10 protein-coding genes are annotated in these 13,297 nt (G+C 58.1%); all 10 read left to right on the top strand.

The genetic code is table 11. The features are described 5' to 3' along the window. The first annotated feature begins 41 nt into the window (after nt 1-41). The 10 genes from bamA (at nt 42) to tilS (ending at nt 13,289) form a co-directional block, all read left to right on the top strand. Nucleotides 42-2,432 (top strand): outer membrane protein assembly factor BamA, encoded by a 2,391-nt coding sequence (bamA, locus tag ACMXYH_RS26175; protein ID WP_134418754.1) that lies wholly within the window; start codon nt 42-44, stop codon nt 2,430-2,432. Nucleotides 2,433-2,477: 45 nt separating this feature from the next. Continuing rightward, entirely contained in the window at nt 2,478-2,981 is a 504-nt protein-coding gene (locus ACMXYH_RS26170) for an OmpH family outer membrane protein (protein ID WP_008028980.1), read from the top strand. Between the two features lie 2 nt (nt 2,982-2,983). Continuing rightward, on the top strand, nt 2,984-4,039 hold the full coding sequence (gene lpxD, locus ACMXYH_RS26165; protein WP_415765410.1) for a UDP-3-O-(3-hydroxymyristoyl)glucosamine N-acyltransferase: 1,056 nt from the start codon (nt 2,984-2,986) through the stop codon (nt 4,037-4,039). Nucleotides 4,040-4,146: 107 nt separating this feature from the next. Beyond that, nucleotides 4,147-4,587, top strand: coding sequence for a 3-hydroxyacyl-ACP dehydratase FabZ (fabZ, locus tag ACMXYH_RS26160; protein ID WP_128607522.1), 441 nt, complete (start codon nt 4,147-4,149; stop codon nt 4,585-4,587). Further along, nucleotides 4,584-5,360 (top strand): acyl-ACP--UDP-N-acetylglucosamine O-acyltransferase, encoded by a 777-nt coding sequence (gene lpxA, locus ACMXYH_RS26155; protein WP_134418755.1) that lies wholly within the window; start codon nt 4,584-4,586, stop codon nt 5,358-5,360. Before fabZ ends, lpxA begins: the two co-directional genes overlap by 4 nt. A 2-nt stretch (nt 5,361-5,362) precedes the next feature. Beyond that, nucleotides 5,363-6,493, top strand: a complete 1,131-nt coding sequence (gene lpxB / locus ACMXYH_RS26150) for a lipid-A-disaccharide synthase (RefSeq protein WP_134418756.1) — start codon at nt 5,363-5,365, stop codon at nt 6,491-6,493. An 11-nt stretch (nt 6,494-6,504) separates the two neighbouring features. After that, complete coding sequence (gene rnhB / locus ACMXYH_RS26145) at nt 6,505-7,131, top strand: ribonuclease HII (protein ID WP_161990825.1); 627 nt, start codon at nt 6,505-6,507, stop codon at nt 7,129-7,131. Between the two features lie 83 nt (nt 7,132-7,214). Next, nucleotides 7,215-10,736: a DNA polymerase III subunit alpha gene (dnaE, locus tag ACMXYH_RS26140; protein ID WP_129441635.1), complete on the top strand. Its 3,522-nt coding sequence runs from the start codon at nt 7,215-7,217 to the stop codon at nt 10,734-10,736. A 150-nt stretch (nt 10,737-10,886) separates the two neighbouring features. Further along, nucleotides 10,887-11,834: an acetyl-CoA carboxylase carboxyltransferase subunit alpha gene (locus tag ACMXYH_RS26135; protein WP_008154040.1), complete on the top strand. Its 948-nt coding sequence runs from the start codon at nt 10,887-10,889 to the stop codon at nt 11,832-11,834. Nucleotides 11,835-11,960: 126 nt separating this feature from the next. Next, the gene (gene tilS, locus ACMXYH_RS26130; protein WP_415765409.1) at nt 11,961-13,289 is read left to right on the top strand and encodes a tRNA lysidine(34) synthetase TilS; all 1,329 of its coding nucleotides are present in this window, start codon (nt 11,961-11,963) and stop codon (nt 13,287-13,289) included. Nucleotides 13,290-13,297 lie beyond the last annotated feature (8 nt).

Below are 13,297 nucleotides of genomic sequence, written 5' to 3'. Positions count from 1 at the left end.
CGGCAGTTTGTTTATTGCCAGTTGGAATAAGAAAGGACTTCATGAAACGTCTGCTGCTAACTGCGGTTCTCACCGTATTGATGATCGCCGAAGTTCACGCCGAGTCCTTCACTATCTCTGATATTCGCGTCAATGGCCTCCAGCGGGTCTCCGCGGGTAGCGTCTTTGGTGCTTTGCCGTTGAACGTCGGTGAACAGGCGGATGATCGTCGCCTGGTGGAATCCACTCGTGCGTTGTTCAAAACCGGTTTCTTTCAAGATATCCAGCTGGGCCGCGATGGCAACGTCCTGGTCATCACGGTAGTCGAGCGCCCGTCGGTCGCCAGTATCGAGATCGAGGGTAACAAGGCGATCTCCACTGAAGACCTGATGAAAGGCCTCAAACAATCCGGTCTGGCCGAAGGCGAGATCTTCCAGCGCGCCACCCTCGAAGGTGTGCGTAACGAGCTGCAGCGCCAATACGTCGCTCAGGGTCGCTACTCGGCTACCGTCGACACTGAAGTGGTGCCGCAGCCGCGTAACCGCGTTGCGTTGAAGGTCAATATCAACGAAGGCACCGTTGCTGCTATCCAGCACATCAACGTGGTGGGTAACACCGTCTTCCCTGATGAAGACCTGATTGACCTGTTTGAACTCAAGACCACCAACTGGCTGTCGTTCTTCAAGAACGATGACAAGTACGCTCGTGAAAAACTTTCCGGTGACCTGGAGCGTCTGCGCTCCTACTACCTGGACCGTGGCTATATCAACATGGATATCGCTTCGACCCAGGTGTCCATTACCCCGGACAAGAAACACGTCTATATCACCGTCAACGTCAACGAAGGCGAGAAGTACACCGTCCGTGACGTCAAGCTGAGCGGCGACCTGAAAGTCCCTGAAGACCAGGTCAAGTCTCTGCTGCTGGTCCAGAAAGGCCAGGTGTTCTCGCGCAAGTTGATGACCACCACGTCCGAACTGATCACCCGCCGTCTGGGTAACGAGGGTTACACCTTCGCCAACGTCAATGGCGTGCCTCAGCCTCACGATGAAGACCACACCGTCGACATCACGTTCGCCGTCGATCCGGGCAAGCGAGCTTACGTGAACCGCATCAACTTCCGTGGCAACACCAAGTCCGAAGACGAAGTGCTGCGCCGTGAAATGCGTCAGATGGAAGGCGGCTGGGCTTCGACCTACCTGATCGACCAATCCAAGACTCGTCTTGAGCGTCTGGGCTTCTTCAAGGAAGTCAACGTCGAAACACCGGCCGTGCCGGGCGTCGACGACCAGGTAGACGTGAACTACAGCGTTGAAGAACAGGCTTCCGGTTCGATTACCGCCAGCGTCGGTTTCGCCCAGAGCGCTGGTCTGATCCTCGGTGGTTCGATCACCCAGAACAACTTCCTGGGAACGGGTAACAAAGTCAGCATCGGTTTGACCCGCAGTCAATACCAGAGCCGCTATAACTTCGGTTACGTCGACCCGTACTGGACGGCTGATGGCGTGAGCCTGGGTTACAACGCGTTCTATCGCACCACTGACTACAAAGACCTCGACGTCGACGTAGCCAGCTATGCCGTGGACAGCCTGGGTGCAGGCGTTAGCGTCGGTTATCCGATCAGCGAGACTTCGCGTCTGACCTTCGGCTTGACCGCGCAACAAGACAAGATCAAGACCGGTCAATACACCGTTGACGAGATCTTCGACTTCGTTAACAGGGAAGGCGATAGCTACCTGAACTTCAAGGCTTCGGCCGGCTGGTCCGAATCCACACTGAACAAAGGCGTATTGGCGACCCGTGGTCATTCCCAAAGCCTGACACTGGAAACCACCACGCCTGGCAGCGACCTGTCGTTCTTCAAGCTTGATTACCGTGGCCAGTTGTTCCAGCCATTGTCTGAAAACTACACCATGCGCCTGCACACGGAACTGGGCTATGGCGATGGTTATGGTTCTACCGATGGCTTGCCGTTCTATGAAAACTACTATGCTGGTGGTTTCAACTCGGTTCGTGGCTTCAAGGACAGTACCCTCGGTCCTCGCAGTACCCCAAGTCGCGGTGCGGCTGTGACGGGTAACACCGGCACGCTGGCCGACCCGGACCAGGATCCGCTGCCGTTCGGTGGTAACGTTTTGATCCAGGGTGGTGTCGAGGTGCTGTTCCCGCTGCCATTCGTCAAGGATCAGCGTTCCCTGCGCACTTCCGTATTCTGGGATGTGGGTAACGTATTCGACTCCAAGTGCGATAAAACGACGAACGCAAATGTCGGTTCAACCGCTCAAACAGCGTGTAACGACATCAGCCTGAGCAACATGGCCAGCTCCGTCGGTGTCGGCGTGACCTGGGTTACCGCACTGGGTCCTTTGAGCTTCGCGTTGGCAATGCCAGTCAAGAAACCGGATAACGCTGAAACCCAAGTGTTCCAATTCTCCCTCGGCCAGACGTTCTAAGCGTCTGACCCAAGATAACGACAATGGATTTTGTAGGAGTGCATCGTGCGTAAGTTGACTCAATTGGTTCTCCTGGCGACCGTACTGGTAGCAGGTCCGGCTTTTGCCGACATGAAAATCGCCGTTCTGAACTATCAGATGGCGCTGCTGGAATCCGACGCGGCCAAGAAGTACGCCGTGGATGCCGAGAAGAAGTTCGGCCCACAGCTGACCAAGCTCAAGACTCTGGAAAGCAGTGCCAAAGGTATCCAGGACCGTCTGATGGCTGGTGGCGACAAGATGCAGCAAGGCGAGCGTGAGCGTCTTGAGCTGGAATTCAAGCAAAAGGCCCGTGACTTCCAGTTCCAGTCCAAGGAATTGAACGAAGCCAAAGCCGTTGCTGACCGTGAAATGCTGAAGCAGCTCAAGCCGAAACTGGACAGCGCTGTGGAAGAAGTCATCAAGAAAGGTGCTTTTGACCTGGTCTTCGAGCGTGGCGCAGTGATTGATGTCAAACCGCAGTACGACATCACTCGCCAGGTTATCGAGCGCATGAATCAGCTGAAGTAACCATGACAGCGACTATAAAGCTCGGCCAGTTGGCCGAGTTCCTCGGCGCCACACTGCGTGGCGACCCGGAGAAAGAAATTACTGGGCTAGCCACTTTGCAAGAGGCTGGCCCAGCTCAGTTGAGCTTTCTCGCAAACCCCCAATACCGTAGATACCTGCCTGACAGTCGGGCCGCAGCCCTGTTGCTGAAAGCCGCTGACGCTGAAGGTTTTGCAGGTGATTCGCTGGTGGTGCCGGATCCCTATCTGGCCTACGCGCGGGTTTCCCATCTGTTCGATCCCAAGCCAAAGGCGGCTGCCGGTATTCATCCGACAGCAGTGGTGGCAGCGGATGCAGTGGTCGATCCAGCGGCGAGCATTGGTGCTTTTGCGGTGATCGAAAGCTGCGCACGTATTGCTGCGGGTGTGACCGTTGGCGCGCACTGCTTCATTGGTGCCCGCTGCGAGATTGGCGAGGGCGGCTGGCTGGCCCCGCGAGTCACGCTGTACCACGATGTTCGCATCGGTAAACGGGTGGTGATTCAATCGGGTGCCGTACTCGGAGGCGAAGGTTTCGGTTTTGCCAACGAGAAAGGTGTCTGGCAGAAAATCGCTCAGATCGGTGGTGTGCTGGTCGGTGACGACGTGGAGATTGGCGTGAATACCGCTATCGATCGCGGTGCACTGGCCGATACCGTTCTGGGTAACGGGGTGAAACTCGACAACCAGATTCAGATCGCCCACAACGTCCAGGTCGGTGATCACACCGCCATGGCCGCGTGCGTGGGGATCTCCGGCAGCACCAAAATTGGCAAGCATTGCATGCTCGCCGGTGGCGTAGGGCTGGTGGGGCATATCGAAATTTGCGACAACGTTTTCATCACCGGGATGACCATGGTGACCCACTCGATTACCGAAAAGGGTTCCTATTCTTCCGGTACAGCCATGCAACCGGCAGCCGAGTGGCGCAAAAGCGCGGCACGCATCCGTCAGCTCGACGACATCGCGCGGCGGTTGCGACAGCTGGAAAAGCGTGTAGGGGAAGTGACCCCTGACGGTAATGCTTCATCAGATGGCTGATACCATTTCCATATCAAGTGTGCACAGCCGCTAGACTGCCTCCTTGATTTGCTAGAGGGGTGCGCGTCAGTCGCGCCTCCCAATCTTTACATAGGCTTCCCCCCGAAATGATGGACATCAACGAGATTCGCGAATACCTGCCCCACCGTTACCCGTTCCTGCTGGTGGACCGAGTCGTGGAACTGGATGTGGAAGGCAAGCGCATTCGCGCCTACAAGAATGTCAGCATCAACGAACCCTTCTTCAATGGTCACTTCCCCGCGCATCCAATCATGCCGGGCGTATTGATCATCGAAGCGATGGCTCAGGCTGCCGGGATCCTTGGTTTCAAAATGCTCGACGTGAAACCGGCCGACGGCACCCTTTATTACTTTGTTGGCTCCGACAAGCTGCGCTTCCGCCAGCCGGTGTTGCCAGGCGATCAACTGATCCTGGAAGCCAAATTCCTGAGCTGCAAGCGTCAGATCTGGAAGTTCGAGTGCCAGGCTTCGGTCGATGGCAAGCCAGTCTGCTCTGCTGAAATCATCTGCGCGGAACGCAAACTATGAGTTTGATTGACCCTCGCGCAATCATCGATCCGACGGCTATCCTGGCCGACGGCGTCGAGGTCGGCCCTTGGTCGATCATCGGTGCAGGTGTGGAAATCGGCGAGGGGACAGTGATCGGGCCGCATGTGATTCTCAAAGGCCCGACCCGAATCGGAAAGCACAACCGCATCTACCAGTTTTCTTCGGTAGGCGAGGACACGCCCGATCTGAAATACAAGGGTGAAGAAACCCGTCTGGTCATCGGTGACCACAACGTCATCCGTGAAGGCGTGACGATTCACCGTGGGACCGTTCAGGACCGTTCTGAAACAACCCTGGGCGATCACAATCTGATCATGGCCTATGCCCACATCGGCCACGACAGCGTCATCGGCAACCACTGCATCCTGGTCAACAACACTGCGTTGGCCGGCCATGTGCACGTTGAAGACTGGGCGATCCTGTCTGGTTTTACCCTGGTTCATCAGTATTGCCATATCGGCGCCCACAGCTTTTCCGGTATGGGCACCGCCATCGGCAAGGACGTCCCAGCGTACGTCACGGTGTTCGGCAACCCGGCCGAAGCTCGCAGCATGAACTTCGAAGGCATGCGTCGTCGCGGTTTCAGCGAAGATGCGATCCACGCGTTGCGTCGTGCCTACAAGGTGGTTTATCGCCAGGGTCTGACGGTCGAGCAAGCGCTCACCGAACTGGCCGAGCCTTCTGATCAGTTCCCGGAAGTCGCGGTGTTCCGTGATTCCATCCAGTCTTCGACCCGCGGCATCACTCGTTAATCATGGCTAATCTGCGTATTGCGCTGGTGGCGGGTGAGGCTTCCGGCGACATTCTTGGCGCGGGTCTCATGCGCGCACTCAAGGCTCAGCACCCGGCAGTCGAGTTCATCGGTGTCGGCGGTCCGCTGATGCAGGCCGAAGGCCTGACCTCGTATTTCCCGATGGAGCGTCTTTCGGTCATGGGTCTGGTGGAAGTGCTGGGCCGATTGCGTGAGCTGATGGCTCGTCGCAAGAAGCTGGTTGCCGACCTTATCGCCGAGAAGCCGGATGTGTTCATCGGTATCGATGCCCCGGACTTCAACCTCAATATCGAACTCAAGCTGCGTCAGGCCGGGATCAAGACCGTGCATTACGTTAGCCCGTCGGTTTGGGCGTGGCGGCAGAAACGGGTGCTGAAGATTCGCGAAGGCTGCGACCTGATGCTGACGCTGTTCCCGTTCGAAGCGAAATTCTATGAAGAGAAGGGCGTGCCGGTGCGGTTTGTCGGGCACTCACTGGCCGATGCGATCCCGCTAGAAGCCGATCGTGCCGCCGCGCGGGCTGAACTCGGCTTGCCCGACGGGCCGCTGGTTGCTCTGATGCCGGGCAGCCGTGGTGGCGAAGTTGGCCGTCTCGGTGCGTTGTTCCTCGATACCGCCCAGCGTCTGCGAGCCCTGCGCCCTGGTGTGCGGTTCGTCATGCCTTGCGCCGGCCCCGAGCGCCGCAAGCAACTTGAAGAGCTGCTGGCGGGCCGAGATCTGCCGCTGACATTGCTCGATGGCAAATCCCATCTGGCCCTGGCAGCCTGCGACGCGGTACTGATTGCCTCCGGAACGGCGACCCTGGAAGCGTTGTTGTACAAACGGCCGATGGTGGTCGCGTACCGCTTGGCGCCGCTGACGTTCTGGATTCTCAAGCGCATGGTGAAAAGTCCCTACATCTCCTTGCCGAACCTGCTGGCCCAGCGCCTGTTGGTGCCCGAGTTGTTGCAGGACGATGCGACCGTTGAAGCCTTGGCCCAGACGCTGTCGCCACTGATCGAAGGCGGTGAAGAACAGACCCGCGGCTTCGATGAAATTCACCGTACCTTACGTCTGGACGCCTCCAATCAGGCGGCGGACGCGGTACTGAACCTGATCGGCAAAACACAATGAGCAAAGCAAGCATTCAGATGGGCCTGGACTTCACCCTGGTCGCCGAAGTTGAAGATTTGGTCGCTGGCGTTGACGAAGTCGGTCGCGGCCCACTTTGTGGTGCGGTGGTGACAGCCGCGGTAATCCTCGATCCGAACCGTCCGATTCTGGGCCTGAATGATTCGAAGAAGCTCACCGAAGCACGCCGCGAAAAACTCTACGACGAGATCTGCGAAAAAGCCCTGAGCTGGTGCATCGCCCGGGCTGAAGTCGAAGAAATCGACGAGCTGAACATTCTCCACGCCACCATGCTGGCCATGCAGCGCGCCGTCGAAGGTCTGCACATCACGCCGAAACTGGCGATGATCGATGGCAATCGTTGCCCGAAGCTGTCGATGCGCGCCGAAGCAGTGGTGCAGGGCGATGGTAAGGTACCGGCCATCGCGGCAGCGTCGATTCTGGCCAAGGTCAGCCGCGACCGCGAGATGGCAGCGTTCGAATTGATTTACCCGGGTTACGGCATCGGTGGCCACAAAGGCTACCCGACGCCGGTTCATCTGGAGGCGCTGGCCCGCTTGGGGCCAACGCCGATTCACCGCCGCTCGTTCGCCCCGGTACGCCTGGCTTACGAGGCGCGGGAAAACCTGATCGAGAGTTAGTCGCAAGGCTGATGTTTTTGCCAAGGCCCGGTACAATCCGGGCCTTGTTGTCTTCACGTTTCTAGTTTCTAGACAGGATCACTATGCCGGCTTCATTCGTTCATCTACGCCTGCACACTGAGTATTCCCTGGTCGACGGTCTGGTGCGGATCAAACCGCTGGTCAAGACCCTGGTCGGCATGAACATGCCTGCCGTAGCGGTCACGGACCAGAACAACATGTGTTCCCTGGTCAAATTCTATAAAGCCGCCATGGGTGCCGGGATCAAGCCGATCTGCGGCGCCGACCTCTGGCTGTCGAACAAGGATCCAGATAACGCTCTGAGCCGGATCAGTCTGTTGGCGATGAACGCCGTGGGTTATCGCAACCTCACCGAACTGATCTCCCGCGGCTTCATCGACGGCCAGCGCAATGGGTCGGTCATCATCGAGCGCGAGTGGGTGGCCGAAGCCAGCGAAGGCTTGATCATGCTGTCGGCGGCGAAAGAAGGCGAGATCGGTCTGGCGATGCTCAGTGGCAACCCGGCCGAAGCGGAAAACCTGGCACGTGAATGGATGGCCGTGTTCCCGGATCGTTTCTATCTGGAGATCCAGCGCACCAACCGCCCCAATGACGAAGAACAGCTGCACGGCGCGGTGGCCCTGGCCGAGAAAATCGGTGCGCCGCTGGTCGCTACCAACGACGTGCGCTTCATCAAGCAGGAAGACTTCGCCGCTCACGAAACTCGCGTTTGCATCGGTGAGGGCCGTGCCCTCGATGATCCGCGGCGTTCGAAAAATTACAGCGATCAGCAATACCTCAAAAGCGCCGAGGAAATGGCCGAGTTGTTCAGCGACATTCCCGAAGCGCTGGAAAACACCGTCGAGATTGCCAAGCGCTGCAACATTGAAGTGAAGCTGGGCACTCACTTCCTGCCCAACTTCCCGATCCCCGATGGCATGACCATCGACGAGTATTTCCGCAAGGTTTCCTTCGATGGTCTGGAAGATCGCCTCAGCGTTCTGCTGCCCAAGGACACCACCGAAGACTACGAAACCAAGCGTCAGGTCTACGTCGACCGGCTGAATTTCGAGCTGGATATCATCATCCAGATGGGTTTCCCCGGTTACTTCCTGATCGTTATGGACTTTATCCAGTGGGCCAAGAGTAACGGCGTGCCGGTAGGTCCAGGCCGTGGATCGGGTGCCGGGTCGCTGGTGGCCTACGTGCAGAAGATCACCGACCTTGACCCGCTGGAATATGACCTGCTGTTCGAACGTTTCCTTAACCCGGAACGGGTATCCATGCCCGACTTCGACGTCGACTTCTGCATGGACGGTCGCGACCGTGTAATCGACTACGTGGCCGAGAAATACGGCCGCAACGCGGTAAGCCAGATCATCACGTTCGGTTCCATGGCGGCCAAGGCTGTGGTCCGTGACGTAGCGCGGGTGCAGGGCAAGTCCTACGGTTTGGCGGATCGTCTGTCGAAGATGATCCCGTTCGAAGTCGGCATGACCCTGGAAAAGGCCTACGAACAGGAAGAAATCCTGCGTGACTTCATCAAGGTTGATGAAGAGGCCGCCGAAATCTGGGAAATGGCCCGCAAGCTGGAAGGCGTTGTGCGTAACGTCGGTAAGCACGCCGGTGGTGTTGTTATTGCCCCGACCAAGTTGACTGACTTCTCGCCGATTTATTGCGATGAGGCCGGTGATGGTCTGGTCACCCAGTTCGACAAGGACGACGTTGAAGCCGCTGGCCTGGTGAAGTTCGACTTCCTCGGTCTGCGGACCCTGACGGTCATCGACTGGGCGCTGAAAACCATCAACCGCGATCGCGCCAAGGTTGATGAGCCGCCGCTGGATATCGCGTTCATCCCGCTGGATGACAAGCCGACTTACCAGTTGCTGCAAAAAGCCGAAACCACCGCGGTGTTCCAGCTCGAGTCGCGTGGCATGAAAGAGCTGATCAAAAAGCTCAAGCCCGACTGCCTGGAAGACTTGATCGCACTGGTGGCCCTGTTCCGTCCGGGCCCGTTGCAATCGGGCATGGTGGACGACTTTATCAACCGTAAGCACGGTCGCGCCGAACTCGCGTACCCGCACTCGGACTACCAGTACGAAGGCCTCAAACCGGTTCTGGCACCGACTTACGGCATCATCCTGTATCAGGAACAGGTGATGCAGATTGCTCAGGTCATGGCCGGTTACACCCTCGGCGGTGCGGACATGCTGCGTCGAGCCATGGGTAAGAAAAAACCCGAAGAAATGGCCAAGCAGCGCGGCGGTTTCATTGAAGGCTGCACCGCTAACAATATCGACGCGGACCTTGCTGGTAACATTTTCGACCTGGTGGAAAAATTCGCCGGTTACGGCTTCAACAAATCTCACTCGGCTGCTTATGGCCTGGTGTCGTATCAGACCGCTTGGCTGAAAACGCACTACCCGGCGCCATTCATGGCCGCGGTACTGTCGGCGGATATGCACAACACCGACAAGGTCGTGACCTTGATCGAAGAAATTCGCACCATGAAGCTGCGTCTCGACGCGCCGGATGTGAATACTTCGGAGTTCAAGTTCACGGTGAATGACGAAGGCCGGATTATTTATGGCCTCGGCGCGATCAAAGGTGTGGGCGAAGGTCCGGTTGAGGCGATCACCGAGGCGCGTCAGGCCGGTCCGTTCAAGGATCTGTTCGATTTCTGCGCCCGTGTCGATCTCAAACGTATCAACAAGCGCACCCTGGACGGTTTGATCCGCAGCGGTGCGCTGGATCGTCTGGGCCCTTACTTCCATGACGAGCAGAAAGCCTATCAGGCCAATATCGACCGCAACCGCGCGGTCTTGCTGAACGCAATGGAAGGGGCGATCAAGGCGGCCGAACAAACCGCGCGTACCAAAGACAGCGGTCACGTCGATCTGTTTGGCGGCTTGTTCGTCGAAGAAGACGCCGATGTCTACGCCAATCACCGCAAAGCCAAGGAACTGACGCTCAAGGAGCGCCTGAAAGGCGAGAAAGACACCTTGGGTCTGTACCTGACCGGTCACCCGATCGACGAATACGAAGGTGAGATCCGCCGTTTCGCCCGTCAACGCATCATCGACCTGAAACCGGCCCGTGATACCCAGACCGTCGCGGGCATGATCATCGCCTTGCGGGTGATGAAGAACAAAAAGGGCGACAAGATGGGTTTCATCACCCTCGACGACCGCTCCGGGCGGATTGAAGCCTCGCTGTTTGCCGAGGCGTTCCATTCCGCGCAATCGTTGTTGCAGACCGACGCGATGGTGGTGGTCGAAGGCGAAGTCAGCAACGACGATTTCTCCGGTGGCTTGCGGCTGCGGGTCAAGCGGGTGATGAGCATGGAAGATGCGCGCACCAACCTGGCCGAAAGCCTGCGCTTGAAGCTGCAGACCCAGGATTTGAAAGGCGATCAGCTACGCTGGCTGGGTGAGTTGTTCAAGCGTCACCGTGGCGCGTGCCCTATCACCATGGAATACACCAGTCCCGATGCGAAGGCCTTGCTGCAGTTCGGCGAGACCTGGCGGATCGATCCGGCGGATGCCTTGATTCAAGCCCTGCGTGACCAGTTCGGGCGAGACAACGTCTTCCTCCAATACCGTTGACGGTCAGGTGCCGCTCTTCCAAAAGGGAGCAGCTCTGATCTCGACCCAATTTTTAATCTCGACCTGAACGCGCCTCTCCCTTAAGGTAGGGCGCGAATAGACAACCGGCCGGCCCAAGCTCTCTTGGAGGTCGACCCAAGACGGACGCCTATGAACCCGAATTTTCTAGATTTCGAACAGCCGATCGCCGACCTGCAAGCCAAGATCGAAGAGTTGCGCTTGGTCGGTAATGACAATTCGCTGAATATCGGCGATGAGATCTCCCGCCTGCAGGACAAAAGCAGCACGCTGACCGAAGACATCTTCGGCAAGCTGACCAGCTGGCAGATCGCGCGTCTGGCGCGTCACCCGAAACGTCCGTATACCCTGGACTACATCGAACACATCTTCACCGAGTTCGACGAACTGCACGGCGACCGTCACTTCTCCGACGACGCTGCGATCGTCGGCGGCATTGCCCGTCTGGACGACCAGCCGGTGATGATCATCGGTCACCAGAAAGGCCGTGAAGTGCGCGAGAAAGTTCGTCGCAACTTTGGCATGCCGCGTCCGGAAGGCTACCGCAAGGCGTGCCGTCTGATGGAAATGGCCGAACGTTTCAAAATGCCGATCCTGACCTTCATCGACACCCCGGGTGCTTACCCTGGTATTGACGCTGAAGAGCGCAACCAGAGCGAAGCGATTGCCTGGAACCTGCGCGTCATGGCACGCCTGAAAACCCCAATCATCGCCACCGTGATCGGTGAGGGTGGTTCCGGTGGTGCTCTGGCGATCGGCGTTTGCGATCAACTGAACATGCTGCAGTACTCGACTTACGCGGTGATTTCGCCGGAAGGTTGCGCCTCGATTCTGTGGAAGACCGCCGAGAAAGCGCCGGACGCTGCTGAAGCCATGGGCATCACTGCAGAGCGCCTGAAAGGCCTGGGTATTGTGGATAAAGTGATCAGCGAGCCTTTGGGCGGCGCACACCGTAATCCGGCCGCTGCGGCTGCATCGATCCGTGCCGAGCTGAGCTCGCAGCTGGCGATGTTGAAGAAGTTCGATAACGAAGCGCTGTTGGCTCGCCGTTACGAGCGTCTGATGAGCTACGGTCTGTAACTGTACTCGCTACACCCCTGTAGGAGCTGCCGAAGGCTGCGATCTTTTGATCCTGAAAATGCAAGATCAAAAGATCGCAGCCTTCGGCAGCTCCTACAGGGGATTTATGTGGAATGATCGATCTCTATGAGTCCTTCCAATATCGATCTGTCTGCCAGGTTCCTGCTAAACCTGAGCCCCTGGCGCACCGCCACAACCTGGCACGTCGCCTTCTCCGGTGGTCTCGACTCCACCGTTCTGCTGCACCTTCTCGTACACCTCGCGAAAACCGAATCCCTGCCGGCGCTAAGCGCCATCCATGTTCATCATGGCCTTCAGGCTGTGGCTGATGCGTGGCCGGATCATTGTCAGTCGGTCTGTGATGCGCTGGGTGTGCCGCTGCAGGTTGTTCGCGTACAGGTTCAACCCGGCGCCAGTCTTGAGCGTGCAGCCCGGGATGCGCGATATGCCGCGTTCATCGAGGCGACTCAGGCCAATGAAGTGTTGATGACCGCCCAGCACCGTGACGATCAGGCGGAAACGTTGTTATTCCGGCTGTTGCGTGGGGCAGGGGTGAGGGGATTGTCGGGGATGCCACGCCAGCGCCCGCTCGGTAAAGGGCAGTTGCTTCGGCCATTGCTCGATGTCACTCGGGCTGAGCTTGAAGCCTATGCGGCGGAGCATCGGCTGAGCTGGATCGAAGACCCATCGAATCAGGATCGGCAATTCTCGCGAAACTACCTGCGCCATCAGGTGTTCCCGGTATTGACCAAGCGTTGGCCGCAAGCGGTAACGACCATGGCCCGCAGCGCTGCGCACCTGAGCGAAGCGCAGGGATTGCTCGATGAGCTTGCGCAAATCGACCTGGCTGGCGCCAGCACTGCCAATGATTTTGATTGGCTGGGATTGCCGTCCCTGAAACTGGGGGCATTTGAAACGCTGTCCGCTGCTCGTCAGCGTAATGCCTTAAGTCATTGGCTCGAACCGCTGACGCGAATGCCGGACAGTGACCATTGGTCGGGTTGGGAGAATTTACGTGATGCCAGCGGCGATGCCTGCCCGATCTGGCGGCTGGCGGATGGCGAACTGCATCGGGCGGGTGGGCGTATCTGGTGGTTGTCCGGCAGTTGGTTGCGCACGTCGCCCGCCGTCGGAAACTGGCCCGACCCCTCGCTATCGCTGGTGTTGCCGGACAACGGCGTGCTCACACTCACCGGCCAAATCCCCGATGGCCTGCTGCATATCCGCTATCGTGAGGGAGGTGAGGTGATGAATTTGCCCGGTCGCGGCCATCGCGATCTGAAGCGTTTGCTCAATGAACGTGGTGTGCCGGCGTTCGCCCGTGGCAGATTGCCGCTGCTCTACCGAGACGAGCAATTGCTGGCGGTGGCCAACCTGCGGGGCTTGGACGGCAGTGCAAAGGACCGTTGGAATTTGCATTGGCAGCCACCGCACGAAGATCTAGGTTTGAGCTGAAAGGGGCT

This window comes from Pseudomonas frigoris (assembly GCF_047758635.1).
Lineage (GTDB): Bacteria > Pseudomonadota > Gammaproteobacteria > Pseudomonadales > Pseudomonadaceae > Aquipseudomonas > Aquipseudomonas frigoris.
Note: the sequence above shows the minus strand (reverse complement) of the source record. Positions and strands in the feature narration are given on the sequence as shown.

Excerpts from the sequence above, each read along its gene's own strand:
- fabZ (WP_128607522.1), top strand. The coding sequence starts at position 4,147 with ATGATGGACATCAACGAGATTCGCGAATACCTGCCCCACCGTTACCCG.
- ACMXYH_RS26135 (WP_008154040.1), top strand. The coding sequence starts at position 10,887 with ATGAACCCGAATTTTCTAGATTTCGAACAGCCGATCGCCGACCTGCAA.
- lpxD (WP_415765410.1), top strand. The coding sequence starts at position 2,984 with ATGACAGCGACTATAAAGCTCGGCCAGTTGGCCGAGTTCCTCGGCGCC.
- lpxB (WP_134418756.1), top strand. The coding sequence starts at position 5,363 with ATGGCTAATCTGCGTATTGCGCTGGTGGCGGGTGAGGCTTCCGGCGAC.
- tilS (WP_415765409.1), top strand. The coding sequence starts at position 11,961 with ATGAGTCCTTCCAATATCGATCTGTCTGCCAGGTTCCTGCTAAACCTG.
- bamA (WP_134418754.1), top strand. The coding sequence starts at position 42 with ATGAAACGTCTGCTGCTAACTGCGGTTCTCACCGTATTGATGATCGCC.
- dnaE (WP_129441635.1), top strand. The coding sequence starts at position 7,215 with ATGCCGGCTTCATTCGTTCATCTACGCCTGCACACTGAGTATTCCCTG.
- lpxA (WP_134418755.1), top strand. The coding sequence starts at position 4,584 with ATGAGTTTGATTGACCCTCGCGCAATCATCGATCCGACGGCTATCCTG.